Source organism: Caballeronia fortuita, from assembly GCF_001544835.2.
In the GTDB taxonomy this organism is placed as follows: domain Bacteria; phylum Pseudomonadota; class Gammaproteobacteria; order Burkholderiales; family Burkholderiaceae; genus Caballeronia; species Caballeronia fortuita.
The window spans coordinates 1-26897 of the sequence record NZ_FCNX02000030.1; the positions used below are offsets into that span (position 1 = coordinate 1).

Below are 26897 nucleotides of genomic sequence, written 5' to 3' on the forward strand. Positions count from 1 at the left end.
GCCGATGATAGTGCGGATTCCCGTGTGAAAGTAGGTAATCGTCAGGCTCCTCATGCTCCAAACAAAAACCCCACCCCACAAAGGTGGGGTTTTTGCGTTGGGGTGGCGAAATTCGCTGTCTGAAACCCGTCTTTCTTCCTAGCTTTTCCTCTCATTCCACCCCCACGTTGCTTACCCTCCGCCTCAAAATACTGTATAAATATACAGTAAAACCAGAGGCCTTCGAGTGCTCGTACCCTGAGCAGGCCCTTGCATTCGCGCTGACGGGGGAAACACATGGGTGCCGCACTTTCATTGCTCGACATCGGGCTGACGTCGCATCTGCAACGCCAGATCTGGCAAGGCAGCCCGATCGACGATCCGGAGTCGAACATCGTCTCGAGCGGGTTTCGGGCGCTTGATCTGGCCTTGCCTGGTGCAGGCTGGATGCCCGGCACTGTCACCGAACTGCTGATCGAAGAGAGCGGCGTCGGCGAAATCAGACTGCTCGCGCGAACGATCCGGGAACTGACAGCAAGCAAAGGCCGCTCCGTCATCTTCGTCGCGCCGCCGTGGAAGCCCAATCTGGCCGCGCTTCGGACGATGAACATCGCGGTGAACAAGCTCGTGTGGGTCAAAGCGCCCGAGGATCAGGTGCTCTGGGCAGCGGAACAGTCGCTGAAGCAGGAAGGCATCGGCGCGGTGCTGATCTGGCTACCGCAAGTGCGTTCCGATGCCCTCAGAAGGCTTCAGGTGGCGGCTCAGGAAGCGCAGTCGCTGGCTTTTCTGTTCCGTCCGCTCAAAGCGGCGAAGCAGTCGTCCGCAGCGCCGTTGCGTATGGTCTGCAAGCCGATACTTCCCGCCAACGCGCAGACGATGAACCGTCGCGAATGGATGCAGGCCGTCATGCTTGAAATCGACATCATCAAGCGGCGTGGTCCATTGCTTGGCAAGCCGTTGCAATTGAGCTTGCCACTGCAGATGCCTGCTCTGCCCGAACATATTCGTCGTGAGCATCAGGCAAGGAAAGCACGAGAGGTCAAACATGTTGTGGATAGCGGTGACATTGCCGCTTTTATCGCTCGAAGCCGTCAGGCCGCCTTCGATGCCCTCAGCGCCGGCGAACTCGACATCGCCTGGAGCGAGCTCGACGGCGAATGACGATATCGATCAGCCATGCTTCGCGCTCGCCGATCACGCACGCATCCTGATGCCCGATCTCGTCGCGTTTCGGCTCGGCGTGCGGCCCGGCAGCACGCGTTCGCATGCGTTCGCGCTGGCGCCGCAACTGACGCTGCTCGCCGTCGACATTCGCAAGGAGCAGAGCGCGCTCGAAGCCGTGGCACTAGCGCTGCTCGCGTTCACGCCCAAGGTCGTGCTCGCGCATGCGAATACCGTGCTGCTCGAAGTCGGCGCCAGTATGCGGCTCTTCGGCGGATTGCGCGCGTTGCTGTCCAAGGTGACATCGACGGTGAAGGGGTGCGGTTTCACCTCGCGCATGGGCTGCGCGCCGACGGCGTGGGGCGCGTGGCTGCTGGCGCACGCGCGCACGCGCCGGGTCGCGCGGCGCGTGCGTATCGTGAAAGAGACGACGCTCGTATACGTACTCGATAATTTGCCCGTCTCGCTCATCCCGTCGGCGCATTCACACGGCAATGCGTTCGAGCAGATCGGCTGCGCGACGCTCGCCGACTTGCGCCGTTTGCCGCGCAAGGGCGTCGCGCGCCGGTTCGGGCAAGGCGTCCTCCAATGGCTCGCGCAAGCGTACGGACAGGCGCCCGATCCGCGCGAGGCCTTTTGCGCGCCGGCGTCGTTCGAAGCGCGACTCGAATTGCAGGCGCGCGTGGAAAGCGCCGAGGCGTTGTTGTTCGCCGCGCGCCGGCTGGTGCTGCAGCTCGCCGGCTGGCTTTGTGCGCACCATGCGGCGGTCAGCGAATTTTCGCTCTTGCTTGAACACGAACTGGCCGCGCGTCACGCGCCAAAAACGTCGACGTTCAAAGTGGCGTGGGCCGTGCCGACGCGCGAAGCCGACCACATCCTGTGGCTGCTGCGCGAGAAGCTGAATCAGACGACGCTCGCCGCGCCCGTCATCGAAATGAAGATTCTGGCCGACAAGGTCAGCGAGCATGCGCCGCCGCCCGACACCCTGTTTCCGATGCCCGGTTCCGACGGCGAGTCGATGGCGCAACTGCTCGAACGTCTGAGCGCGCGGCTCGGCGCGGAGAATGTCGTGCAACTGGTCGCGCGCGACGATCACCGGCCCGAAGCGGCGATGACGGTCGAGGCCTATAAGTCTGCGAGCGACACGAAGCCCAAGCGCGGTAAAAAGACGCCGAAGACGCCAATGGCAAAGCCAGAAGCAGAACCCGAAGTGCAAACGGAGTCAGACGAACCGCTCGAACTTCCCGATCTCGCCGTGCCTCAGCAGCCGCGTCCGTCGTGGATACTCGAGATGCCGCAAAAACTGATGCTGCGCAACGAGCGGCCGTTTTATCGACGTCCGCTGAAGCTGATCAGCCGGACCGAGCGCATCGAGGCCGGATGGTGGGACGGCAACGGCGTCCAGCGCGATTACTACGTCGCCGCAGACGATCGCGGGCGCATGTTCTGGCTTTATCGCGAACGTCTCACGGGCGACTGGTTCCTGCACGGTTTTTTCGGATGATGCGCGATGGATGATCTGAGCGACATCATCGGTCTGGACGATGACAGTGCGTTTCCCGGCGCGATGTCGGCGTCGGCGTTGCTGCCCGGATACGCCGAACTGCATTGCCTGAGCAATTTCTCGTTTTTGCGCGGCGCGTCGCATCCGCAGGAACTGGCGGCGGCCGCGCTCGAACACGGCTATTGCGCGCTCGCGATCACGGACGAATGTTCGCTCGCGGGCGTCGTGCGGGCGCATGCCGCGATCAAGGACATCGAAGCGAAGGCGAAAGCCGATGCCGAAGCCGCGCAGCGTGCCGGCGAACCGCCGCCCAAGAAGCAGGAACTGAAGCTGATCGTCGGCAGCGAACTGCATCTCACCGATGCCGACGGCGAGCCGTTCTGCACGCTCATCGCGCTCGCGACGAATCGCGCGGGCTACGGAAATCTGTCAGAGCTGATTTCGCACGCGCGCGCGCGTGCGCCCAAGGGCAGCTACCGGATCGGTCCGGAAGATTTCACCGATCCCGCCGCGTCATCCGATTCGGCGGACCTGCGCGGCGATGTCGCGCATCTGAAGCATTTGCCCGATTGCCTGCTGATTCTCGTGCCGCAGCGCGCAGCGACGCTCGCCGATACGCTCGATCGCGCGCACTGGCTGGCCGGTTTCGCCGCGGGCCGCGCGTGGCTTGCGCTCGAACTCTGGCAGGACGGCAGCGACGACGAGCGGCTCGCTTCGTGCCGTGTGATTGCGCAGGCGAGCGGATTGCCGCTCGTCGCGGCAAGCGGCGCGCTGATGCACGCGCGCTCGCGCAAGCCGTTGCAGGATACGCTCACCGCGATTCGCCTGAACCGTCCGCTCGCCGAATGCGGTTATGCGCTCGAAGCGAACGCGGAGCGGCATCTGCGCACGCGGTTGCGCATCGGCGCGTTGTATCCGAAAGAGGCGATCCGGGAAACGCTGAAGGTGGCCGCTCGCTGCACCTTCTCGCTCGACGAGCTCAAGTACGAGTATCCCGAAGAACTGGTGCCGCCCGGCGAGACGCCCGCGAGTTATTTGCGCAAGCGGGTGATCGCGGGCGCGCTGCAACGCTGGCCTAACGGCATGGATGCCGAGACGATCGGTCTCATCGAAAAGGAACTGGCGCTCGTCGCGAAGCTGGGATATGAGAAGTACTTTTTGACGGTCTACGACATCGTCGCGTTTGCGCGCAGCAGAGGAATCCTTTGTCAGGGGCGCGGCTCGGCGGCGAATTCGATCATCTGCTATTGCCTGTTCATCACAGAGCTCGATCCTGTCCGGATGGGCCTTTTGATCGAGCGCTTCATCTCGCACGCGCGCAACGAGCCGCCCGATATCGACGTCGATTTCGAGCATCAGCGGCGCGAGGAAGTCATCCAGTACATCTATCGGAAGTACGGGCGGCATCGCGCGTCGCTGGCGGCGTCGCTCATCACGTATCACACGCGCAGCGCGCTGAAGGATGTCGGCCGTGCGCTCGGGCTCGATGCGTCGCTGATCGAGCGTATCGGCAAGTCTCAGCAATGGTGGGACGGGCCGTCGGCGGTGGCGGGTTATCTGCGCGAAGCGGGCTTCAGCGACGATTCGCACGTCACGAAGCATCTGATCCGCCTTACGCGCGAGTTGCGCGGTTTTCCGCGGCATCTGTCGCAGCACGTCGGCGGTTTCGTGATCGCGCGGGAACGCTTGTCGCGGCTCGTGCCGATCGAAAACGCCGCAATGAAGGACCGCTGCGTGATCCAGTGGGACAAGGACGACATCGATCAGCTGAAGCTTCTGAAAGTGGACGTGCTTGCGCTCGGCATGCTTTCGGCGATCCGTCGCGCGCTCGAATTCGTCGCGCTGCGGCGTGGCGTGCCGGGCTTCGGGCTGTCGCATATTCGCCGCGAGGATAAAGCCGTCTATGAGATGTGCTGCCGCGCGGACACCATCGGCGTGTTTCAGATCGAGTCGCGCGCGCAGCAGAGCATGCTGCCGCGCTTGCGGCCCAATAAGTATTACGACCTCGTGATCGAAGTGGCGATCGTGCGGCCCGGTCCGATTCAGGGCGGCATGGTGCATCCGTATCTGCGCCGAAAGCAGGGACTGGAGGACGAGGAATATCCGAAAGAGGAATTGCGCCCGGTGCTCGGCCGCACGCTCGGCGTGCCGATCTTTCAGGAGCAGGTGATGAAGCTCGCGATGGTCGCGGCGGGCTACACGGCGGAACAGGCCGATCAGTTGCGCCGCGCGATGGCCGCGTGGCGCCGCGGCAGTCATCTGGAAAAGTATCAGGCCGATCTCATGCAAAGGATGCTCGCGCGCGGCTACGAGCACGACTTCGCCGCGCGCGTGTGCAAGCAGATCGAGGGTTTCGGCGAATACGGCTTTCCGGAGAGTCACTCGGCAAGCTTCGCGCTGCTCGTCTATTTCAGCGCGTGGATCAAGCGTTACGAGCCCGCGGCGTTTCTGGCCGGCCTGCTGAACAGCCAGCCGCTCGGTTTCTATTCGCCGTCGCAACTCGTGCAGGACGCGCGGCGTCACGGCGTGCCGGTGTTCGCGCCCGATGTTTCCCTGAGCGATTGGGAGTCGGTGCTGGAGGCGCGCTCGGGCGACGGTGCGCGCATCGTGTTCGATGCCGGCAAGGAGCGGCGGCGTCAGCAGTTTTATGGCGCGGCGCCGTCGGGTAGCGTATTCCGGCGGACCGTGCAACGCGCGGCGCGCAGACTCAGAGAGCGCGTCATGCTGGACGCGAGGCAATACGGAGCGAAAGGGCCGGGCGTGCGGATCGGGCTGCAACTGATCAAAGGCCTGCCGCAAGCGGCCGCCGAGCGGATCATGATCGCGCGCGCGCAAGCGCCGTTCATCGACGTGGACGATCTGACGCGCCGCGCTGCCTTGTCGCGCCGCGAACTCGAAGCGCTCGCCGCTGGAAACGCGCTTGCGAGCATCGCGGGGCACCGGCGTCAGGCGTGGTGGGCGGTCACCGCGCAGCAGCGCGCGCCCGAATTGCTGCGCGACGCGCCGATGAGCGAGACGCCGCTTTTGCTGCCGGAAGCATCGGAAGGGCGCGAAATCGTCGACGATTACGCGAGTCTCGGGCTCACGCTCAATCGTCATCCGCTCGCGCTGTTGCGCGGGAAGCTGTCGCGCATGCGCTTCAATACGGCCGCCGATCTGGCGCAGATCAGAAACGGACGCTTCGTGCGGGCGTGCGGCATCGTAACGGTACGGCAACGGCCGGGCACCGCCAACGGCACGATTTTCGTGTCGATCGAGGACGAAACGGGCGCGATCAACGTGATCGTCTGGCCGGGGCTCGTCGAGAAGCAGCGCAAAGTGTTGCTAGGGGCGTCGCTGCTCGGCGTGCACGGCGTCTGGCAAATGGATGGCGACGTGCGCCATCTGGTCGCGCAGCGGCTCGAGGACCACAGCGCTTTGCTTGGCCGCCTCGCCGCGCCGAGCCGCGATTTTCACTGAGGCGAGACGTCCGGATACTTCGCGAGCAGTCCGCCGATCGCGATGTCGAACGGCGTGCGCCGGCCGATGCCGAGCGCTTCGAGCCGCCCGGAATCGAGATGGCAGTCGCGTGGGCGCGGTGTCGCGTCGGTCGGCGTGAGCTGCGCGACGAGCTTCGCGTCCACCTTCAAGGCTCGCGCGATGCCTTGGGCGATATCGAATTTCGTCATCGGTTCGTCGCCGGACCATTGCGTGATGCCGGAGATCGTCGCGCCTTTCGCGCGATGCTCCAGCATGCCGCGGATCACGACTGCGACATCGGGCGTGAAGGTCGGATAGCGCGTCGCCCATGCGTCCATCGAGGCAGGTGGATTTGCCGGATCGGCGGACTTCACGATCGCGGGCGTCAGGCTCGTCACCGCCGATTCGTTCCATTCGCTGAACGGCCCGTAAAGCAGCGGCAGGCGCAGCACGCAGGACGACGGATCGCTCGCGAGCAGCGCGCGCTCGCCGTCGACCTTGCTTTTGCCGTAGGCGTTGAGCGGCGCGGGCGCGTCGCCGGGAGAATAGGGCGGCGACGTGCCGTCGAACACATAGTCGGTCGATATCGACAGCACCCACGCGCCGAGCGCGCGCGCCTCGCTTGCGATCACGCTCAGCGCATCGACGTTCAACGCGCGCGCGAGCGCCGGATCGTTCTCGCAGACGTCCGGACGCCGCTCCGCCGCCGCGACCACGATCGCGTCCGGCGCAAGTTCGCGAAGGAAGCCGCGCACGGCGTCGTGGTCGAGCAGGTCGAGTTTCACGCTGGCCGCGTCGGCGCGACTGCGGGCCGTGCGCACGACGCGCCAGTCGCGCGCGCCGGGCGCGCTGGCCAGTTCGGCTGCGACCGCGCGACCCAGCAATCCCGATGCACCGATGAGCGCGACGGTAAAACGTCCGTCCGCGCTCATGCAGCCCCGACGCCGACGACCGTATAGCCGGCCTCGTCGATGGCGTCCTTCAACGCCTCGTTCGATTGCGCGGACTCGACGGCGACCCGGCCGCGTTCCAGATCGACACGAACCCGCGCGTGCGGATCGATTTCCTGAATCGAGCGCGTCACGGCCGCGACGCAGTGCTGGCAACTCATGCCTTGAACTTCGAATTCGGTCATTGTGGTTTTCCTTGAAAGAGCTTCGATCAGCGTCATCGTATCCCTTCCCATCATGGGAAGGTGTAGAGTCGAGATGACATTTTTTCAGGAGCGAACGATGAATATCGGTGAAGCGGCCCGCGCTTCGGGCGTGACGGCGAAGATGATCCGCTATTACGAGAGCGTCGGACTGCTCAATCCGCTCGGGCGCACGTCCTCGGGATATCGCGTCTATGGCGACCAGGAGGTCCATGCGCTGCGTTTCGTGCGGCAGGCGCGCAGGCTCGGGTTTCTCGTCGACGATATCCGCAAGCTGCTGGCCTTGTGGCAAGACCGCTCGCGCGCGAGCGCCGAAGTGAAAACGATCGCGCTCGAACACGTTACGGAACTGAACCGGCGAATCGCGGAATTGACGGAAATGCGCGACACGCTGTCACATCTGGCGAATCACTGTCACGGCGATGCACGACCCGATTGCCCGATTCTGGACAAGCTGGCGCAGTAAAAGCACTTGATTGGTGCGAATATCAAGGGTGAAAGCCGGCGCAACTAAGCTTCATCCGAGAAAACAGTGAGTTACAGCAGTTATCTCTCTGCACCATTCCGAAACCGAATGCACAGTATTCAAGCAATTCACTACCACGCGTGGCGCGTTCTCCTCTATAATCCGGGTATTCCCTAACGCGGGTAATCCCTGACCCGAAACGCCAGGGATCTTTTGAAGACCTTGGAGAACATCATGTTTGCATTTCTGATCGAAAAACTGAGCATTTGGTTCGAAGCCGCCGAGCAACGCCGCCGCGAAGCGTACCTTGCGCAATCGACGGACATCGTTCAGCTCGAACAGCGCATCCGCTCGCTCGAATCGAACGGCTATAACGCATAAGCGTTTCGTTCTGGCGTCGAGAACGTCGAACGTGAAAGTTGAAAAGCCCCGCATTGCGGGGCTTTTGCTTTGGTGCGCCGTGTTCAGCCGCCAGCCTCAGTGCGCACGCGGATGCTGTTCGAGCCACTGCTTCATGAATGCGATTTCCTTGTTCTGTGCCGCGACGATCTCTCTCGCCAGCTTGCGCAGCTTCGCGTCCTTCCCGTACTTCAGTTCGACTTTCGCCATTTCGACCGCGCCCCGATGATGCGGAATCATGTGCGCGACGAAATCGCGATCGGCGTCGCCCGTGTACTCGATGCTCGACATGCCCGACATCATCTTCTGATCGGCAGCCTGGAACGCGGCGGTCGACGAAACATCCGTGGGGTTCGGCGCGTGCTGCTCCATGTTCATGCCGGGCATCGCATCGCTGGCAGGCGCCGCGCTCTGTGCGATCGCGCTTGCGCTGCAAAGCGTGGCGAGGATGACGAGCGCGATTCTAATTTTTTTCATCGTATCTCCTGTGAAAAGAACGGTTCGAGGCGGGTTCCATGTGCCGGAGCGCCTAGCCTAAAGCTTGCCATCGGGGTAAGGTAAAGCCGTTTCGTCTACACAAAGAGACCGCGATGCAAGTCCAGATCAACCGCACGACGAATACTCGCCTCGCCGGACGCGCCGCGCGGAACGTGCGCCTTTGCATCGCGCTTGCCGCAGCCTTCATCGGCTGGCAAGCGGCATACGCCAAACCGGGCGGCGAGCCGCTCGTGCTCGATACGCAAACCGGCATTCACAGCGGCGTGAGTGGTACCGTGCTCCAGAGCGGGCCGCTCGGAGGCCCGGGCATGGTGCCGATGGCGACGCTGCCGGGCATTCAGCAGGCGGACCCGCCGATCGTCGTTTCGCCTTACGTCGAATATTCGAGCGGACAAGGCGCTGCGCCCAGTCAGCCCAGTCAACCCGGACAGCCCCGCGGTACGCGGCCGAGAGTCTCGCGCACGCCGCATCCGTGAGTCCGCCTGGCTCAGTCCGCGCGATGTTCCAGCTTAAACGACGCGTTGTCGTCCTCGCCCAGCGCGTCGACGAGATAGGGCAGTAACGCTTTCAGATCCTTCGCCAGCGTGTAAGGCGGATTGAGCACGAACATGCCGCTGCCGAAGAGGCCGAAGCCGTCCGTCGGCGGTTTTCTCACGGTCAAGGCCGCATGTAGCCAGCCCTTCGGCTGAATGGCCTTGAGCTGATCGGCGAAACGCTGCGACTCCAGGCGCGTGACGATCGGATACCAGACCGCATAGGTACCCGTCGCGAAGCGCTTGATGCTCTCCTCAAGACAGTCGAGCGTGCGGGCGTAGTCGCGCTTGTCCTCATACGACGGGTCGATCAGCACGAGCGCGCGGCGCGGCGGCGGCGGAAGCAGTGCCTTGATGCCGTCGAAACCGTCGCCTTCGTAGATCATCGCGCGCCGGCCGGCATCGCGGAAATTGTGGCTCAGCACGTCGATCTCCGTGCTGTGCAGCTCGAACAGGCGCATGCGATCCTGCTCGCGCATCGTGCGCCAGGCGAGATAGGGCGAGCCGGGATAGAAGCGCAGATCGCCATCGGGATTCAGCGCCTTCACTTCGTCGACGTAGTCGGCGAGAAGCGTGGGCAGATCGTCACGGTCCCAAAGCTTGCCGATGCCCGTTTCGAACTCGGCGGTCTTCGTGGCGAAGCCTTCGGTGAGCGAATAGACTCCTGCGCCCGCGTGCGTGTCGATGTACCAGTACGATTTGTCCTTCTGACCGAGATAGCGAAGCATCTGGATGACGATCGCGTGCTTCAGCACATCGGCGTGATTGCCCGCGTGAAAGGCGTGACGGTAACTGAGCATGGCAGGAGGCCCGCGACGGGCGCAAAAACGGAAAGGAAAAGCTGCGGCGCAAGGGCGCTTATTCTAGCCGACACCGTCTTGCGCATTACCTTCATGCACAATAGCCGCTCCCGGGCAGTCACGAACAGTCGGCCGATCGGCATAGGCATTCTTAGATTTCGCCCGACTCGTCCTATGCCGAACAGATAGCTTGATGACCGCGCCGATGGATGTTGTCATACACCCGATGTCTTCCACAGGATAGGAGGTTTGCATGTCATCAAACGGTAAGCTCGACGGCAAGACCGCGGTCGTAACGGGCGCGGCGAGCGGCATCGGCCGCGCGATCGCATTCACGCTTGCCGGCGCGGGCGCGGCGGTCGCTATCGCGGATCTGAATCAGGCGGGCGCGGACGCGGTCGCGGAGGAAATTCGCGGCAAGGGCGGCAAGGCAATCGGCATCGCGATGGATGTCACGAACGAAGACGCGGTCAATCGAGGCATCGATCGCGTGGCGTCGGAACTCGGTTCGGTGGATATTCTCGTGTCGAACGCGGGCATCCAGATCGTCAATCCGATCGAAAACTACGCCTACGCCGACTGGAAAAAGATGATGGCGATCCACGTCGACGGCGCTTTCCTCACCACCAAGGCTGCGCTGAAGCACATGTACAAGGACGATCGCGGCGGCGTCGTGATCTACATGGGCTCGGTGCATTCGCATGAAGCGTCGCCGCTCAAGTCGGCATACGTGACCGCGAAGCACGGCTTGCTCGGTCTCGCGCGCGTGCTCGCGAAGGAAGGCGCGAAGCACAACGTGCGCTCGCACGTCGTCTGTCCGGGCTTCGTGCGCACGCCGCTCGTCGACAAGCAGATTCCCGAGCAGGCGAAGGAGTTGAAGATCAGCGAGGAGGAAGTCGTCAAGCGCGTGATGCTGGGCGGCACGGTCGACGGCGTGTTTACCACCGTCGAGGACGTCGCGCAGACCGTGCTCTTTCTCTCCGCGTTCGAAACGGCGGCGCTGACCGGTCAATCGTTCGTCGTGAGTCACGGCTGGTTCATGCAATAAGGGAGAAGACGCGGGATGTCGGACATCGAGAACCAGGAAGCCGTGCCAGAAGGGCGCGCGGGAATTCGCGAATCGGCCGCGCGCAACGAAGCCGCCAAGAGCCAGTCTCGCATCCACTTGCCGCCCTACGAGACGATCGCGCTGATGCTTCAGGGCGGTGGCGCGCTCGGCGCTTATCAGGCGGGCGTGTATCAGGGGCTGCATGAGGCGGATATTCATCCGAACTGGATCGCCGGTATCTCGATCGGCGCGCTCAACACGGCGATCATCGCGGGAAATGCGCCCGAGCATCGCGTAGCGCGCCTGCAGGAATTCTGGGAGACGATCTGCCAGCCCGCGTACGGCTTCCCGCTGCCGGCGTTCGTCGAACGCGCGCTGTTCGATTCCGCCGATGAAATTCGCAAGGCGTTCACCGCAATGCAGGCGGTCGGCGCGCTCGTCGAAGGGCAGAAGGGCTTCTTCGTCCCGCGCTTTCCCACGCCGTCGCCGATCACATCGAGCACGCCGCAAACCGCGAGCTACTACGACACCACGCCGCTCAAAGCCACGCTCGAGCGTCTTTGCGACTTCGATCGCATCAACTCCGGCGAGACGCGCGTGTCAGTCGGCGCGGTCAACGTCGCGACGGGCAACTTCGCGTATTTCGACAACACGCAGATCCGTTTGCGCGCCGAGCATTTCATCGCGTCGGGTGCGCTGCCGCCGGGCTTCGCGGCAGTGGAGATCGACGGACAGTTCTACTGGGACGGCGGTCTCATGTCGAACACGCCGCTCTACGAGATCGCGCAGGCGACGCCGCGGCGCGACACGCTCGCCTTCCAGGTCGATCTTTGGAGCGCGCGCGGACCGGTGCCCGACAGCATCGTCGACGTGATGGGGCGCATGAAGGACGTGCAGTATTCGAGCCGCACGCGTCTCGTCACGGATCAGATGCAGCGCTCGCAGCGCTACCGCAACGTGTTGCAGCACGTGCTCGATCTCGTGCCCGAAGATGTCCGCAAGAGCGACGAATGGTGCAGGCTCGCCGCCGATCTCGCGTGCTCGAAGCGCTACAACATCATCCATCTCATTTATCGGCACAAGGAATACGAGGGCCACTACAAGGACTATCAGTTCGGTTTCTCGACTATGCGCGAGCACTGGGAGAGCGGACTCTCCGACATGCGGCGCACGCTCGCGCACCGCGACTGGCTCGACATGCCGAACGGCGAATCGCGCTTCGTCACCCACGACATCCATCGCGACGAGCGATGACGCGTTCCACACGACGTAATGACCCGGTCGGGCGGGAATTTGTGCCTCTTTGTATAATTCGGGACGCATTCCGGTGCTGTTACTGACGACGCCGGGCACTACGACTTTTCCGGCTTCCGATGAACTCGATCGCGGTCTGCTTCGTCTGTCTTGGCAACATCTGCCGTTCGCCCAGCGCGGAAGCTGTGCTGCGCGAACTCGTCGAGCGCGCGAAGCTGGCTGAGCGGATCATCATCGACTCGGCTGGCACTGGCGACTGGCATATCGGCGAGGCTCCGGACGAGCGCGCCCAGAAGGCTGCGAAAAAACGCGGCTACGACCTGTCGATGCTGCGCGGCCGGCAGATCGCCGCCGACGACTTCGCGCGCTTCGATCTTCTCATCGTCATGGACGACGCCAACTGGACCGCCCTGACGGAAGTCTGTCCGCCCGAGCATCGCTCGAAGATTCGCCTGCTGATGGAGTTCGCCACGCGCGACGACAGCCGCGTCGTCGTCGATCCCTATTTCGGCGGCGACGAAGGCTTCGAAAAAGTGCTCGATCAGTGCGAGGACGCTTGTGCGGGTCTGCTGAAGGCGCTACGCGTCCAATTGAACTGCCTGAGCGCGCCAGCGGGCGGCAGGCGCCATCCGCGAGAAAAATCCCATTAAAAAGCTACTTATCTCGTCCCGAATACTTGACTAAAACTGTGGGATATTTATACTTGACGAAAATCATCGAGTATTAGCGTTAGCCCCCAATTATGAGACTCACCACGAAAGGCCGTTTCGCCGTCACGGCGATGATCGACCTGGCATTGCGCCAGGAGCAGGGCCCGGTGACGCTGGCAGGCATCAGTCAGCGCCAGCGCATCTCGCTTTCCTACCTCGAACAGCTCTTCGGCAAGCTGCGGCGGCATGAGATCGTCGAATCGGTCCGCGGGCCGGGCGGCGGCTACAACCTCGCGCGCCGCGCGGAGAACGTCACGGTCGCCGACATCATCATCGCGGTCGACGAGCCGATCGACGCCACGCAATGCGGCGGCAAGGGCACCTGCGAAGGCACCAAGCAGCACGACGGCCACTGCATGACCCACGAACTCTGGGCGACGCTCAATCAGAAGATGGTCGAGTATCTCGATTCCGTCTCGCTGAAGGATCTCGTCGATCAGCAGCGCGCACGCGAAGGTTCGCCGGCGGTGCTGCGCGACCGGCGTTCGGAATCGGCGGGTGTGGAGACTACGCGCGTCGTGCCCAAGGGTCCGAATTCCATTTTCAACCTGGCCGGATGACCTATCGCGCCGCGCGGCACGAGCCCTGCGCGCAGATAGAAAGTGTCCCAGCCAAGAGCTTTGACCGATTTTCCCGGAGCGACTGATGAATAACGATATTCCCCACCTGCCCATTTACATGGATTACAGCGCGACGACGCCCGTCGATCCGCGCGTGGTGGACAAGATGATCCCGTATCTTCGCGAGCAGTTCGGCAATCCGGCTTCGCGCAGCCACCAGTACGGCTGGGATGCGGAGCGTGCGGTCGAGGAAGCGCGCGAGAACGTCGCGGCGCTTGTGAATTGCGATCCGCGCGAGATCATCTGGACGTCGGGCGCGACGGAGTCGGACAACCTCGCCATCAAGGGCGCGGCGCACTTCTACAAGAGCAAGGGCAAGCACATCATCACCGTGAAGACCGAGCACAAGGCCGTGCTCGACACCACGCGTGAGCTGGAGCGCGAAGGCTACGAAGTCACGTATCTCGACGTGAAGGACGACGGTCTCATCGATCTCGATAAGTTCAAGGCAGCGATCCGCCCGGACACGATCCTCGTCTCCGTGATGAGTGTGAACAACGAGATCGGCGTGATTCAGGACATCGAGGCGATCGGCGAGATCACGCGCGAGAAGGGCATCATTTTTCACGTCGATGCAGCGCAGGCCACCGGCAAGATCGAAATCGACCTGCAAAAGCTGAAGGTCGATCTGATGTCGTTCTCGGCGCACAAGACGTACGGTCCGAAGGGCATCGGCGCACTGTACGTGCGTCGCAAGCCGCGTGTGCGCATCGAAGCGCAGATGCACGGCGGCGGTCACGAGCGCGGCATGCGTTCGGGCACGCTCGCGACGCATCAGATCGTCGGCATGGGCGAGGCGTTTCGCATCGCGCGTGAGGAAATGGCGACGGAGAACGAGCGCATCCGCATGCTGCGTGACCGTCTGCTGCGCGGCCTGCAGGATATCGAAGAGGTGTACGTCAACGGCGACATGGAACGCCGCGTGCCGCACAACCTCAACATCAGCTTCAATTTCGTCGAAGGCGAATCGCTGATCATGGCGGTCAAGGATGTCGCGGTGTCGTCGGGTTCGGCGTGCACGTCGGCATCGCTCGAGCCTTCGTATGTGCTGCGCGCGCTCGGCCGCAACGACGAACTCGCGCACAGCTCGATCCGCTTCACGGTCGGCCGTTTCACCACCGAGCAGGACGTCGATTACGTGATCAACCTGTTGAAGAACAAGATCGCGAAGCTGCGCGATCTGTCGCCGCTCTGGGAAATGCACAAGGACGGCATCGACATCTCGACCATCCAGTGGGCCGCGCACTGAGCGCCCGCTGAGCGACACGCGACACCGAATATTAGGAGAGTTTGAATCATGGCTTATAGCGACAAGGTTCTGGACCACTACGAAAACCCGCGCAACGTCGGCTCCTTTTCGAAGGACGACGACACCGTCGGCACCGGCATGGTCGGCGCGCCCGCATGCGGCGACGTGATGAAGCTGCAGATCCGCGTCGGCGCGGACGGCGTCATCGAAGACGCGAAGTTCAAGACGTACGGCTGCGGCTCGGCGATCGCATCGAGCTCGCTCGTCACCGAATGGGTGAAGGGCAAGACGCTCGACGAAGCCATGTCGATCAAGAACACGCAGATCGCCGAGGAATTGGCGCTGCCGCCGGTGAAGATCCACTGCTCGATCCTCGCGGAAGACGCGATCAAGGCGGCGGTCGCCGACTACAAGCAGCGCCACGGCGTCGCGGCGCCGGAAGCGGCGGCTGAAGCGAAGCAGGCAGCGGCGTAATTGGGACGACGGGCGTCCGGCGCGGCGCCCCGAAGAGAGAAGCGAAGACTATGGCAATCACGTTGACGGATAAAGCGGCACAACACGTGCAGAAGTATCTGACGCGGCGCGGCAAGGGCGTCGGCTTGCGGCTGGGCGTACGCACGACGGGCTGTTCGGGCCTCGCGTACAAGCTCGAATATGTCGACGAGCTCGCGCCGGAAGACACCGTGTTCGAGTCGTCGGGCGTGAAGATCGTCATCGATCCGAAGAGTCTCCCGTATCTCGACGGCACCGAGCTGGATTTCGCGCGCGAAGGGCTGAACGAAGGCTTCAAGTTCAACAATCCGAACGCCAAGGACGAGTGCGGCTGCGGCGAATCGTTCCGCGTCTGACGCGGATTGCGCCGGCGGTATCGGCAAAAGAGGCGGCGCGTGCCGCCTTTTTCATTCGCGCACACTGAAACCCTGGACACAGCATGGCCTCGCTTACCGACAGTCACTTCGATCTCTTCGCTCTGCCGCAGACTTTTGCCGTCGATGCGCAGAAGCTCGACGACGCCTATCGCACCGTGCAGGCGCAAGTGCATCCCGATCGTTTCGCCGCTGCCGGCGACGCGCAGAAACGGCTGGCGATGCAATGGGCCACGCACGCGAACGAGGCGTATCAGACGCTGCGCGATCCGCTGAAGCGCGCACGCTACATGCTGAGGCAGCGCGGCGTGGACGTCGGCGCGGAGAACAATACGGCGATGGAACCCGCGTTCCTGATGCAGCAGATGGAATGGCGCGAGAATATCGAGGATGCCGCGAACGCGAAGAATATCGGCGCGCTCGAAGCGCTGCTCGACGAATTGCGCGACGAAGAACGCGTGCGCTTCACGAAACTCGAGGCGCTGATCGACAGCCATTCGGATCAGGCCGCGGGCGAGGCCGTGCGGCAACTGATGTTCATCGAACGCGTGGCCGACGAAATCGGCGCGCAAATCGAACGGCTGGAGCACGCCTGAAGACGCGTTCGCCATAAACACCCCATAAGACCAACGATGGCTTTACTGCAAATCTCAGAACCCGGCATGGCGCCGGCGCCGCATCAACGGCGCGTGGCGGTCGGCATCGATCTCGGCACGACGAACTCGCTCGTCGCGGCCGTGCGCAGCAGCGTGCCCGAAGCGCTGCCCGACGAGGACGGCCACGTGCTGCTGCCGTCCGTCGTGCGCTATCTGGAGAAGGGCGGACGGCGCATCGGCCGCACCGCGAAGGAAGAAGCCGTCACCGATCCGCGCAATACGATCGTCTCCGTCAAGCGTTTCATGGGCCGCGGCAAGAGCGAGGTCGAGGGCGCGGAGAACGCGCCGTACGACTTCATCGACGCGCCGGGCATGGTGCAGATCCGGACCATCGACGGCGTGAAGAGCCCGGTCGAAGTGTCGGCGGAAATTCTCGCGACGCTGCGTTATCGCGCGGAAGACACGCTCGGCGAGGATCTCGTCGGCGCAGTCATCACGGTGCCTGCGTATTTCGACGAAGCCCAGCGCCAGGCGACCAAGGACGCGGCGAAGCTCGCCGGCCTGAACGTGCTGCGACTCTTGAACGAGCCGACCGCAGCCGCGATCGCCTATGGTCTCGATAACGGCTCGGAAGGTCTGTACGCCGTCTACGACCTGGGCGGCGGCACCTTCGACCTGTCGATACTCAAGCTCACGAAGGGCGTCTTCGAAGTGCTCGCGGCGGGCGGCGACTCCGCGCTCGGCGGCGACGATTTTGATCACGCGCTGTATCGGCACGTCCTGGCGCAAGCGGGCGTGTCGATCGATGCGCCGGAAGACGTGCGCTTGCTGCTCGATCGCGTGCGGACAGCGAAGGAAACGCTTTCGTCGACCGAGAAAACGCGCGTGCAGGCGACGCTTTCCACGGGCAAGCAAATCGATGTCGCCGTGACCGAGGCGCAGTTCGCCGCGCTGACCGAAGCGCTCGTCGCGCGCACGCTCACGCCGACGAAGAAGGCATTGCGCGACGCCAAGGTCGCCGCGCAGGACATCAAGGGCGTCGTGCTGGTCGGCGGCGCGACGCGCATGCCGGTCATCCGCCGCGCGGTCGAAGGCTTCTTCGGCCAGCCGCCGCTCGTCAATCTCGACCCGGATCAGGTCGTCGCGCTCGGCGCTGCGATCCAGGCCGACCTGCTCGCCGGCAACCGTCGCGGCGAAGGCGATGACTGGCTGCTGCTCGACGTGATCCCGCTGTCGCTCGGCGTCGAAACGATGGGCGGCCTCACGGAAAAGATCATTCCGCGCAACTCGACGATTCCGACCGCGCGCGCGCAGGATTTCACGACCTTCAAGGACGGCCAGACCGCGATGGCGATCCACGTCGTGCAGGGCGAGCGCGAGCTCGTATCGGATTGCCGGTCGCTTGCGCGCTTCGAGTTGCGCGGCATTCCGCCGATGGCCGCGGGCGCAGCGCGCATTCGTGTGACCTATCAGGTCGACGCGGACGGGCTGCTGTCCGTGTTCGCGCGCGAGCAGACTTCGGGCGTCGAAGCGTCGGTGGTGGTGAAGCCGTCGTACGGTCTCGCCGACGACGAAGTCGCCCGCATGCTCGAAGAGAGCTTCACGACGGCGGAAACGGACATGCGCGCGCGCGCCTTGCGCGAGGCGCAGGTGGAAGCCGAGCGGTTGATCGAAGCGACGCACGCGGCGCTCGCCACCGACGGCGAACTGCTCGACGACGACGAGCGCACGCAAATTCTGACGCTCGTCACGGACCTGGCGGCGCTCGCGAACGGCGATTCGGTCGAAAAGATCGAAGATGCGACAAAGACGCTCGCCACCGGCACCGACGAATTTGCCGCGCGCCGCATGAACAAGAGCATCCGCCGGGCGCTCGCGGGCCGCAAGCTCGACGACGTTTGAATTACCCCATTCGAGAAATCAGGAAAACATGCCTCAAATCGTTGTGCTGCCTCACGTTGAGCTTTGCCCGGACGGCGCGGTGATCGACGCCGATACGGCCAAGAGCATCTGCGACAACCTGCTGGATCACGGCATCGAGATCGAGCATGCTTGCGAGAAATCGTGCGCGTGCACGACCTGTCACGTCATCATCCGCGAGGGTTTCAACGCGCTCGAGCCGTCCGAGGAACTCGAAGACGATCTGCTCGACAAAGCGTGGGGGCTGGAGCCGACATCGCGGTTATCATGTCAGGCAATGGTGCCGGCCGACGAGGATCTGGTGGTCGAGATCCCGCGCTACACCATCAACCACGCCAAAGAAAATCACTGACAGGAGGCTCGCTCATGAAGTGGACAGATACTCAGGAGATCGCGATGGCACTCACCGACGCGCATCAGGATATCGATCCCCAATATGTGCGTTTCACTGACCTGCATCGCTGGATCACCGAGCTGGACGGTTTCGACGACGATCCTGACAAATCCAACGAGAAGATTCTCGAGGCGATCCAGGCGGCATGGATCGAGGACGCGGATTACTGATCCCGGTCCTGCCTGCATTTTCCTGTACGGCGGCTCATTGCGAGCCGCCGTTTTTGTTTTCTTCCGCCGACATCCGGCGCCGTCCACGGTTGCGCGCCGCGTTTCATGTTTGACAGAACTTGACGTCGCGAGCGTTGTTGCACCTCTGACTGCAACTTAAAATCGCGCCCGCTGCGCGTTGACAACGAGTTTCGACGCGCTCGTTCACGGGTTCCGACCGGTATCGCCCGCGTGGCAATGCTACGCATTGCGAACAAATTTCACATTGCCGATTTTTTGCGACTGGCGTCGGCCTCGTTGCGGATGGTCCGTTGGCGATTACTTTGGGAGAAGTACATGGGGAAACTCGGCCTGTCCAGGCGCGGTTTTCTGAAAGCGGGTGCGCTCGCCGGCGTGTCGGTGTTCGTCGCGCCGCTCGGCAGCCGGGCGTTCGCTGCGCTGTTCGAAGAGAAGATACTGACGCCGGTTCAGTGGGACGCGGCGAGCGGCGGCGCGAAGTTCCGCATCGACGGCATTGCGAAGGTGACGGGCGCGAAGGTGTTCGCGCGCGACATCCGCGCGGCTGACATGCCGCACTGGCCGAAGCAGCAGTCGCACGCGCTGATCCTGCGCACGACGCTCGCGGACCGCATCTACGAAGGTTTCGATCTTTCGATGCTCGACGCCGGCCTCGCGCCCGATCGCATCGTCACGGCGGACGATCTCGCGCGCGACAAGCTGGCGTTCCCGGCCTTCTACGGCGACGACATGCTGCTGCCTACGGGCAAGACGCCCGCGTATCACGGGCAGGCAGTCGCGATCCTGATCTATCACGACTTCGCGCGCTTTCGCTTCGCCAAGGAGAAACTGCAGTTCCGCGATGGCGTGATTCGTTACGGCGCGACGACCGGGCCGATCGAGCGCGATCCGTGGGCCGCGTTCCGCTTCGTGCGTGTCGGCGGCAAGACGCCTTACGACGACGATACGTTCTCGAGTCTCAAGGACACGCCGCTCTTCCCGCACATGATGAAAAAGCGCGAGCCCGTGTGGGCGAGCGCCGCCGAGCACGGCAAGCTCGACGAGCAGGGCGCGTTCCATGCGAACGCGATCGGCGACGCGCTCGATCATCCGCCGGGCGAATGGCTCGTCGTGGATCGCGCGTATCGCACGCAATCGGTCGATACGGCCGCGCTCGAACCCGATAACGCCAACTGCTGGTACGACGCGGCCACGCAGTCGCTGCACATGGTGATCCCGACGCAAGGTCCGCACGAAGTGGCCGAAAGCGCGATCGAGATGACGGCGAAATCGCGCTACACGGTGAAGAATCTGTTCCTGCATCCGTGCTACACGGTCGGCTACGGTTCGAAGGACCACTACAACTTTCCGTTCTACGGCCTCGTCGCGTCGCTGTACGCCGGCGGCCGTCCGGTGCGCCTCGCCAACGATCGCTTCGAGCAGTTCCAGACGTCGATCAAACGCCACGCGTTCGACATGCGCTATCGCATGGCGATCGATCGCCGATCGGGTCTGATTCAGGCCTTCAAGGGCGATTTCGTCGCGAACGGCGGCGGACGCTGCAACTTCTCGCCGTCCGTCGCGATGGTGGCCGCCACGGCGGCGCAGTCCATCTACTACATCCCGAAGAGCGATCTGAGCGCCACGGCGATCGCGTCGCGCGCGGTCGATGCCGGCTCGGCGCGCGGTTACGGCACGCTGCAGAGCATGGCCGCGACCGAGATGATGATCGATGAAATCGCGCAGACGCTCGACATCGATCCGATCGAACTGCGCCTGAAGAACGTGCTGCTTACCGGCATGAAGAACACGCAGGGCGCGATTCCGGCAGGCGCCGTGCGCGCGCAGGAGGTGCTCCGGCGCGCGCAGGCGCATCCGCTGTGGACGGAGCGCAAGGCGCGCAAGAGCGATTTCGAAGCGGCCAATCCCGGCAAGCGCTACGGCGTCGGCTTCGCATGCACGCAGAAGGACTTCGGCACGGGCGCGGAGAGCGCGTTCGCCAAGGTCGAGTTCGACGCCGACGGCCGCATCGCGCTTCATCACTCGGGCGCGGAAATCGGCACGGGGTCATCGACGTCGCAGGCGCTCGCGTGCGCGAAGTGGCTCGGCAAGCCCGCATCCGACGTGCACATGGCGATCATCGACTGGACGGACCTGCCGGTTGTGACGAGCGGCAATCCGTACATCATGTCGCAGGCCGAGCAGGATCGTTTGAGCAGGAATCCGCGCTGGTCGCCGGCGTACATGTCGCCCGCGAGCGCGACCAATTCGGCGTTCTACTTCACGCATGCGACGCACGAGGCGGCGCGCGTCGTGTTCCGGCACGGCATCTGGCCCGCGGCGCTCGCGATCTGGGGGCAGGGCATCGGCGGCGGTCAGGCGGCGTCGTTCGTCGTGCGTATCGAAGACGCGCGCTGGAACGACGGCAAGCTATCCGCCGACGGCCTCGAGCCGCTCGCGTTCGAAGTGCTCGCGAAGAAGGCGCACGAACTCGGGCTTGCGACGGGCGCGGTCGTGCACACGTTCAATCGCTGGCAATGGAGCGAGGCGCAGTTCGACATCGCCGGGGAAGCAGTGCGGATTCCGGTCGACGGTCTTTCCGTGCGCCTGGGCGCCGGCCACACGAAAGCCACGGCCAACGGCTACACCGTGCTCGATCGCAAGCGTGTCTTCATCCCGCCCGTGCAACGCAACAACGCGGCGGTCACGTATTACAGCGCCGTCGGCACGCTCGTCGAGCTCGCGGTGAACGAGGCGAGCGGCCAGGTCGAACTGCTTTCGCATCACTCGATCATGGAGTGCGGCAATCAGATCGCGCCGCAGCTCGTTTCGGGCCAGTTGCAGGGCGGCCTCGCGATGGGCATCGGCCACGCGCTGCACGAATATATGCCGCTTTACGAAGACGGCCCCGGCGACGGCACCTGGAACTTCAACCGCTATCGGCTGCCGCTCGCGAGCGACGTCGCCGTGTGGAAGCAGACGGGCGAAGTGCTGCCGCCGCTATCCGAAACCGATCCGCCGAAGGGCATCGCCGAAGTGGTGATGATTCCGGTGGTCGGCGCCATCGTCAACGCGATCGCGCATGCGATCGGCCATCGCTTCACCGATCTGCCGGTGACGCCGCAAAACATTCAGGAGGTGCTCGCATGACGGCCACCCAATCCGCCGCGGGCATCGAATCGCGCGCGCTCTCGATGACGATCAACGGCGACCGGGTCGGCCCGGTCCAGGTGCCCGCCGGTCTGCCGATGATCGATTTTCTGCACGAGTATCTCGGGCTGACAGGCTCGCGTCTCGGCTGCGGTCAAGGCATTTGCCACGCCTGCGTGGTGATCGTCGACAACGCCGACGGAACGAGCGAGGAAGTGCGCACGTGCATCAACGGCGCGCATTTTTTCGACGGCAAGACGCTGCGCACGGTCGAAGGCCACGCGAAGCGCGACGCGCATGGCGAAGTCGTCGAGATGTCGCCGGTGCAGCGCAAGTTCCTCGAGCATTTCAGCTTCCAGTGCGGCTATTGCACGCCGGGTTTCGTCAACGCGACGACCGTGCTGCTCGAACGGCTCAAGCGCGAACCGGTTGCGAAGGACCAGATCGAAACGACGATCATGGCCGCGCTGAACGAGCACATCTGCCGTTGCACCGGCTATGTGCGCTACTACGAAGCGGTGAAGGATCTCGTGCTTTCGACGCCCGGACTCGTGAAGGACGCGGCATGATGCGATCGATCCTGACCCGTCTCGCCGCGCCGCTCGCGGCCGCGACCTTCGTGCTCGCCGGCTGCGGCGCCCCGAGCGATACCGCGGCGCCGCCAAAAAGCTCGCCCGAACTGATCGCGCGCGGCCGCTATCTCGCGCACGCCGCCGATTGCGCCGCGTGCCACACCGCACCGCATGGGGCGCCGTTCGCGGGCGGCGTGAAGCTCGAATCGCAGTTCGGCACGTTCTACGGCACGAACATCACGCCGGACCCGAAGCACGGCATCGGCGGATGGAGCGCCGACGACTTCTACGGCGCGCTGCACGATGGCGTGACGCCGAAGCACAAGCTCTATCCCGCGATGCCGTACACGTCGTACCGGCAGATGTCGCGCGAGGACAGCGACGCGATCTACGCATACCTGATGACGCAGAAGCCCGCCGCGGTGCCGAACGTCGAAGCCGATCTCGCGTTTCCGTACAACGTGCGATTTGCCGTGCGTTTCTGGGACATGCTATTCCTGAAGGACACGCTGCCGGATGCGTCGTCGGGGCAATCGGCGGACTGGACGCGCGGGCGCTATCTCGCGAACGCGCTCGGTCATTGCGCGGAATGCCACACGCCGCGCGGCGCGTTCGGTCAGATGCAGGGCGCGAGGACGTTCCAGGGTGGCGCGCTCGGACGCATCGGCGCGCCGGACATCGTGCCGTCGGCGCTCGCCGCGCGCGGCTGGACGGGCGCGGACCTGCAGGCGTTCTTCGCCACCGGCATCGCCCGGCAAGGCACCGCGTTCGGCGAGATGCATCCCGTGGTCTATCTGAGCACGCAGCATCTCGATACCGAAGACTTGCGCGCGCTCGCCACATATCTGCTCGGCGACGCACCGCCCGAGCCCGCGCCGCTCGCCGCGATGAAGCTCGACGATCCGGCGCGGCTCGCAACCGGCCGCAACCTCTACCTCGATTCGTGCGCGGGCTGTCACGGTATCGGCGGTCAGGGCAAGCCGCATGTCGCCGTGGGCATGGACGGCAATTCGACCTTGCGTCAGGCCGATCCGCGCAATCTCATCGTCGCGATGCTCGACGGCATCGATGCGCAGCGTTTTTCCGGCGTGGAAAACATGCAGCACATGCCGGGTTTCGGACAGACCTATAGCGATGAGCAGATCGCGCAGCTTGCGAACTATCTGCGCGCGACCTGGGGCGGACAGCCAGGCGACGTCACCGCCGACAAGGTAAAGTCGCTGCGCTAAAACGAACGAGGCCACGCAGATTTGCGTGGCCTCGTCGCTTGGCGCAGCGAGAGAGTCAGACCCGCGCGCCGCGTTCCGCGAGTTGCCGCTGCAGCGTCGGCCATATTCTCGCGACCGCTTCCTCGCCCGCGAGGATCGACGCGTTGCGCTGGCTGAAGTCGCTGCTGCTCATCGCGTTGAGATTCGGGCGGATCACCGCGTTCGCGTATTTGTCGAGCTCGTAAGCCTTGATGGTCTGGCCCATGATCGTGAAAGTCTGCATCAGCACGTCGAACGAGCTCGACGTGAGTCCGCTCTCGGGCCGCGCCGAAATATCGACGGCGATCACGAAGTCGGCGCCCATCTTGTGCGCGAAAGCCGCCGGCACCGGACTCACCAGCCCGCCGTCGACATATTCGCGATCGCCGATCTTCACCGGCTCGAAGATCGACGGCACGCTGCACGACGCGCGCACCGCGACGCCCGTGTTGCCGCGCTGAAAGAGAATCGGCTGGCCGCTTTTCAGGTCCGTCGCGACGATGCCGAGCGGTTTGGCCATCTTCTCGATCGGACGGTTGTCGAGCGTCTTGTTCAGGTAGTTCTGCAGCGCGACGCCTTGCAGGATGCCGCGCGTGCGGAAGGGCATCGCCCAGTCGCTGATGGCGGCTTCGTCCATCGTCAGCGCGAGCTTGTTGATCGCGATGCCGTTCATCCCCGATGCGTACAGCGCCGCGATCACCGAACCCGCGCTCGTGCCAGCGACGAGATCGACGCGCACGTTGCGCGCCTCCAGCGCCTTGATGACGCCGATATGCGCGAAGCCGCGCGCGGCGCCGCCGCCGAGCGCCAGACCGATGCGCAACGGCTGCTGCGTGGCGGTGGTGGGCGGCGTGCCGGTCGCGGTTGCGCCTGACGTGCCGCCGCTCGTGGTCGTGCAGGCGGCGAGAACGGACGATGCGGCCGCGAGCGAAAACGCGCGGCGCGATAGACGGGGTGACGATGAACTCAAGGCAGACTCCGGCGATGCAGCGGGTCCCGGCCGGCCCGTGCGTGCAGGCGTTGCGGGAGATCGGGAAAAGCGCGCACATCATAAAACAAAAGGCGCGCGTGAATCGGCGCCAAGCGGGCGGCGAGTATAATTTCGTCTCATTTTGCGCGGGTTTCGAATGCCCGCGCGCAGCGCCATTCATCGAGTAGACCGCAATGACCACCCAAGTCCGCACACGCTTCGCACCGAGCCCGACCGGCTTCATCCATCTCGGCAACATCCGTTCCGCGCTGTATCCGTGGGCGTTCGCGCGCAAGATGAAGGGCACCTTCGTGTTGCGCATCGAAGATACGGATGTCGAGCGCTCCACCGACGCATCGGTCGACGCGATTCTCGAAGGCATGGCGTGGCTCGGGCTCGACTTCGACGAAGGCCCGTTCTATCAGATGCAGCGCATGGACCGTTATCGCGAGGTCGTCGCGCAGATGATGGAGCAGGGGCTCGCGTACCACTGCTATATGTCGACGGAGGAACTCGAAGCGCTGCGCGAACGCCAGCGCGCAGCCGGCGAGAAGCCGCGCTACGACGGCACGTGGCGCCCCGAACCGGGCAAGGTGCTGCCGCCGGTGCCGGAAGGCGTGAAGCCGGTCGTGCGCTTTCGCAATCCGCTCTCGGGCGCGGTCGCGTGGGACGACGCTGTCAAAGGCCACATCGAGATTTCGAACGAGGAACTCGACGATCTCGTGATCGCGCGTCCGGACGGCACGCCGACCTATAACTTCTGCGTGGTCGTCGACGATCTCGACATGAAGATCACGCACGTCATCCGCGGCGACGATCACGTGAACAACACGCCGCGCCAGATCAACATCCTGCGCGCGCTCGGCGGCGAAACGCCCGTGTACGCGCATTTGCCGACCGTGCTCAACGAGCAGGGCGAGAAGATGAGCAAGCGTCACGGCGCGATGAGCGTGACGGGTTATCGAGACAATGGCTATCTGCCCGAAGCGGTCGTGAACTATCTCGCGCGCCTCGGCTGGTCGCATGGCGACGCGGAGATTTTCTCGCGCGAGCAATTCGTCGAATGGTTCGATCTCGAGCATCTCGGCAAGTCACCCGCGCAGTACGACCACGACAAGCTCAACTGGCTCAACGCGCACTACATCAAGGAAGCGGACAACGCGCGCCTCGCGGAACTGACGAAGCCGTTCCTGCTGCAGGCGGGCATCGACGCCGCGGCGATCGATGGCGGCGCGCCGCTCGATCAGGTGATCGGGCTCTTGAAGGATCGCGCATCGACGGTGAAGGAAATCGCCGATAACGCGGCGATGTTCTATCGCGAGCCTGTCATCGAAGCGGACGGTTTTGCTCAGCACGTCACGGATGCGGTGCGCCCGGCGATCGCGGAGCTGCGTGCGGCGCTCGTGAACGTCGAGTGGACGAAGGAATCAATCGCGGCGGCGCTCAAATCGACGCTCGCGGCGCACAAGCTCAAGATGCCGCAACTCGCGATGCCGGTGCGCTTGCTCGTCGCGGGCACCACGCATACGCCGTCTATCGACGCCGTGCTGATGCTGTTCGGCCGCGATGCCGTGTTGAGGCGGCTCGAGAAGGCATCTGCGTGAACGTTTCGCAGTGGATCGCATGGCGCATCCATTGCGCGTTTAGCCTTCAGACGAGACAAAAAAGTTTCACTTAACTCGTCAGAAGGTATTTACAGCTTCGAAAACGCCCTATACAATCTCGTTTCTGTTCTGCGAGGGGGTATAGCTCAGCTGGGAGAGCGCTTGCATGGCATGCAAGAGGTCAGCGGTTCGATCCCGCTTACCTCCACCAAGAACAGTTGAAGTAGTTGCGAAGCTTGTTCTCCGGAAACGGAAGTCGCAAAAAATACTTCACAAGTAACACGAAGTTGTATAGAATCTCGGTCTTCGTTGATTGGCGGCAAGTAGATCAGCGAAACAGTAGTAAAGACAGAATCACAAGTTTCTGTCCCCTTCGTCTAGAGGCCTAGGACATCACCCTTTCACGGTGAGTACAGGGGTTCGAATCCCCTAGGGGACGCCAAAACATCGGCGGCTGCTAGTTAAAGCGCTGCAAGATTCGCGAGTGACACCGCGAGTCGGTGAAAAGAAGTGGAGCGGTAGTTCAGTTGGTTAGAATACCGGCCTGTCACGCCGGGGGTCGCGGGTTCGAGTCCCGT

Annotated in this window: 26 protein-coding genes and 2 tRNA genes; 23 read left to right on the forward strand and 5 right to left on the reverse strand. The window is 63.6% G+C overall.

Annotation, left to right across the window (positions count from 1 at the left end; all coding sequences use genetic code 11):
* The first annotated feature begins 276 nt into the window (after positions 1-276).
* From imuA to AWB77_RS33290, 3 genes are read left to right on the forward strand one after another with little or no spacing between them, the layout of a single operon-like run.
* Positions 277-1140, forward strand: coding sequence for a translesion DNA synthesis-associated protein ImuA (imuA, locus tag AWB77_RS33280; RefSeq protein ID WP_061138711.1), 864 nt, complete (start codon positions 277-279; stop codon positions 1138-1140).
* Positions 1085-2644, forward strand: a complete 1560-nt coding sequence (locus tag AWB77_RS33285) for a Y-family DNA polymerase (protein WP_061138712.1) — start codon at positions 1085-1087, stop codon at positions 2642-2644. Before imuA ends, AWB77_RS33285 begins: the two co-directional genes overlap by 56 nt.
* 6 nt (positions 2645-2650) lie before the next feature.
* Complete coding sequence (locus AWB77_RS33290) at positions 2651-6103, forward strand: error-prone DNA polymerase (RefSeq protein WP_082852811.1); 3453 nt, start codon at positions 2651-2653, stop codon at positions 6101-6103.
* Here the strand turns inward: AWB77_RS33290 and AWB77_RS33295 are convergent.
* Positions 6097-7035 carry a dTDP-4-dehydrorhamnose reductase family protein gene (locus AWB77_RS33295; RefSeq protein WP_061138713.1) on the reverse strand — a complete coding sequence of 313 codons (939 nt, stop codon included), beginning with the start codon at positions 7033-7035 and terminating at the stop codon, positions 6097-6099. The genes AWB77_RS33290 and AWB77_RS33295 overlap by 7 nt on opposite strands.
* Positions 7032-7238, reverse strand: coding sequence for a heavy-metal-associated domain-containing protein (locus AWB77_RS33300; protein ID WP_061138714.1), 207 nt, complete (start codon positions 7236-7238; stop codon positions 7032-7034). The genes AWB77_RS33295 and AWB77_RS33300 overlap by 4 nt, the downstream gene beginning before the upstream one ends.
* A gap of 97 nt (positions 7239-7335) precedes the next feature.
* Here AWB77_RS33300 and cueR point away from each other — a divergent pair, with 97 nt between their 5' ends.
* Together cueR and AWB77_RS34905 are read left to right on the forward strand one after the other, a co-directional pair.
* Complete coding sequence (gene cueR / locus AWB77_RS33305) at positions 7336-7722, forward strand: Cu(I)-responsive transcriptional regulator (RefSeq protein WP_061138734.1); 387 nt, start codon at positions 7336-7338, stop codon at positions 7720-7722.
* A gap of 234 nt (positions 7723-7956) precedes the next feature.
* The gene (locus tag AWB77_RS34905) at positions 7957-8103 is read left to right on the forward strand and encodes a DUF3563 family protein (protein ID WP_074169005.1); all 147 of its coding nucleotides are present in this window, start codon (positions 7957-7959) and stop codon (positions 8101-8103) included.
* Between the two features lie 96 nt (positions 8104-8199).
* On the opposite strand, the gene copM is transcribed toward AWB77_RS34905, so the two are convergent.
* Positions 8200-8598: a CopM family metallochaperone gene (gene copM, locus AWB77_RS33310; protein WP_061138715.1), complete on the reverse strand. Its 399-nt coding sequence runs from the start codon at positions 8596-8598 to the stop codon at positions 8200-8202.
* Positions 8599-8711: 113 nt separating this feature from the next.
* On the opposite strand from copM, the gene AWB77_RS33315 reads away from it, so the two are divergent.
* The gene (locus AWB77_RS33315; RefSeq protein ID WP_061138716.1) at positions 8712-9095 is read left to right on the forward strand and encodes a hypothetical protein; all 384 of its coding nucleotides are present in this window, start codon (positions 8712-8714) and stop codon (positions 9093-9095) included.
* Between the two features lie 11 nt (positions 9096-9106).
* On the opposite strand, the gene AWB77_RS33320 is transcribed toward AWB77_RS33315, so the two are convergent.
* Positions 9107-9952, reverse strand: coding sequence for a 23S rRNA (adenine(2030)-N(6))-methyltransferase RlmJ (locus tag AWB77_RS33320; RefSeq protein WP_061138717.1), 846 nt, complete (start codon positions 9950-9952; stop codon positions 9107-9109).
* A gap of 253 nt (positions 9953-10205) precedes the next feature.
* Here AWB77_RS33320 and AWB77_RS33325 point away from each other — a divergent pair, with 253 nt between their 5' ends.
* The 14 genes from AWB77_RS33325 to AWB77_RS33390 all read left to right on the forward strand — a co-directional run bounded on the left by AWB77_RS33325 (position 10206) and on the right by AWB77_RS33390 (position 23727).
* Positions 10206-11000, forward strand: coding sequence for a 3-hydroxybutyrate dehydrogenase (locus AWB77_RS33325; protein WP_061138718.1), 795 nt, complete (start codon positions 10206-10208; stop codon positions 10998-11000).
* A 15-nt stretch (positions 11001-11015) separates the two neighbouring features.
* Positions 11016-12254: a patatin-like phospholipase family protein gene (locus AWB77_RS33330; RefSeq protein WP_061138719.1), complete on the forward strand. Its 1239-nt coding sequence runs from the start codon at positions 11016-11018 to the stop codon at positions 12252-12254.
* Positions 12255-12373: 119 nt separating this feature from the next.
* Positions 12374-12904 (forward strand): low molecular weight protein-tyrosine-phosphatase, encoded by a 531-nt coding sequence (locus tag AWB77_RS33335; protein ID WP_061138720.1) that lies wholly within the window; start codon positions 12374-12376, stop codon positions 12902-12904.
* 92 nt (positions 12905-12996) lie between these two features.
* Positions 12997-13524 (forward strand): Fe-S cluster assembly transcriptional regulator IscR, encoded by a 528-nt coding sequence (gene iscR, locus AWB77_RS33340; RefSeq protein ID WP_061138721.1) that lies wholly within the window; start codon positions 12997-12999, stop codon positions 13522-13524.
* 85 nt (positions 13525-13609) lie between these two features.
* Entirely contained in the window at positions 13610-14833 is a 1224-nt protein-coding gene (locus AWB77_RS33345; protein WP_061138722.1) for an IscS subfamily cysteine desulfurase, read from the forward strand.
* Between the two features lie 48 nt (positions 14834-14881).
* Positions 14882-15307 carry a Fe-S cluster assembly scaffold IscU gene (gene iscU / locus AWB77_RS33350; RefSeq protein WP_061138723.1) on the forward strand — a complete coding sequence of 142 codons (426 nt, stop codon included), beginning with the start codon at positions 14882-14884 and terminating at the stop codon, positions 15305-15307.
* A 50-nt stretch (positions 15308-15357) separates the two neighbouring features.
* Entirely contained in the window at positions 15358-15681 is a 324-nt protein-coding gene (gene iscA, locus AWB77_RS33355; RefSeq protein WP_008349207.1) for an iron-sulfur cluster assembly protein IscA, read from the forward strand.
* Positions 15682-15764: 83 nt separating this feature from the next.
* A complete protein-coding gene (gene hscB, locus AWB77_RS33360) occupies positions 15765-16295 on the forward strand; it encodes a Fe-S protein assembly co-chaperone HscB (protein WP_061138724.1) in 531 nt (176 codons plus the stop codon).
* 36 nt (positions 16296-16331) lie between these two features.
* Positions 16332-18197: a Fe-S protein assembly chaperone HscA gene (gene hscA / locus AWB77_RS33365; RefSeq protein ID WP_061138725.1), complete on the forward strand. Its 1866-nt coding sequence runs from the start codon at positions 16332-16334 to the stop codon at positions 18195-18197.
* 28 nt (positions 18198-18225) lie between these two features.
* Positions 18226-18567, forward strand: coding sequence for an ISC system 2Fe-2S type ferredoxin (gene fdx, locus AWB77_RS33370; RefSeq protein ID WP_061138726.1), 342 nt, complete (start codon positions 18226-18228; stop codon positions 18565-18567).
* A 14-nt stretch (positions 18568-18581) separates the two neighbouring features.
* Positions 18582-18779: a Fe-S cluster assembly protein IscX gene (iscX, locus tag AWB77_RS33375; protein ID WP_061138727.1), complete on the forward strand. Its 198-nt coding sequence runs from the start codon at positions 18582-18584 to the stop codon at positions 18777-18779.
* A gap of 336 nt (positions 18780-19115) precedes the next feature.
* Positions 19116-21926, forward strand: coding sequence for a xanthine dehydrogenase family protein molybdopterin-binding subunit (locus tag AWB77_RS33380; protein ID WP_061138728.1), 2811 nt, complete (start codon positions 19116-19118; stop codon positions 21924-21926).
* The gene (locus AWB77_RS33385) at positions 21923-22495 is read left to right on the forward strand and encodes a (2Fe-2S)-binding protein (protein ID WP_061138729.1); all 573 of its coding nucleotides are present in this window, start codon (positions 21923-21925) and stop codon (positions 22493-22495) included. The genes AWB77_RS33380 and AWB77_RS33385 overlap by 4 nt, the downstream gene beginning before the upstream one ends.
* Positions 22492-23727, forward strand: coding sequence for a c-type cytochrome (locus AWB77_RS33390; RefSeq protein ID WP_061138730.1), 1236 nt, complete (start codon positions 22492-22494; stop codon positions 23725-23727). Before AWB77_RS33385 ends, AWB77_RS33390 begins: the two co-directional genes overlap by 4 nt.
* Before the next feature lie 55 nt (positions 23728-23782).
* Here the strand turns inward: AWB77_RS33390 and AWB77_RS33395 are convergent, their stop codons facing one another.
* Positions 23783-24715 carry a patatin-like phospholipase family protein gene (locus AWB77_RS33395; protein WP_061138731.1) on the reverse strand — a complete coding sequence of 311 codons (933 nt, stop codon included), beginning with the start codon at positions 24713-24715 and terminating at the stop codon, positions 23783-23785.
* Between the two features lie 194 nt (positions 24716-24909).
* Between AWB77_RS33395 and gltX the strand changes: the two genes are divergently transcribed.
* From gltX to AWB77_RS33410, 3 genes are all read left to right on the forward strand, one after another.
* Entirely contained in the window at positions 24910-26319 is a 1410-nt protein-coding gene (gene gltX, locus AWB77_RS33400; protein WP_061138732.1) for a glutamate--tRNA ligase, read from the forward strand.
* A gap of 135 nt (positions 26320-26454) precedes the next feature.
* Positions 26455-26530, forward strand: a tRNA-Ala gene (locus AWB77_RS33405).
* Between the two features lie 155 nt (positions 26531-26685).
* Positions 26686-26761 (forward strand) — tRNA-Glu (locus AWB77_RS33410).
* The last annotated feature ends 136 nt before the right edge of the window (positions 26762-26897 follow it).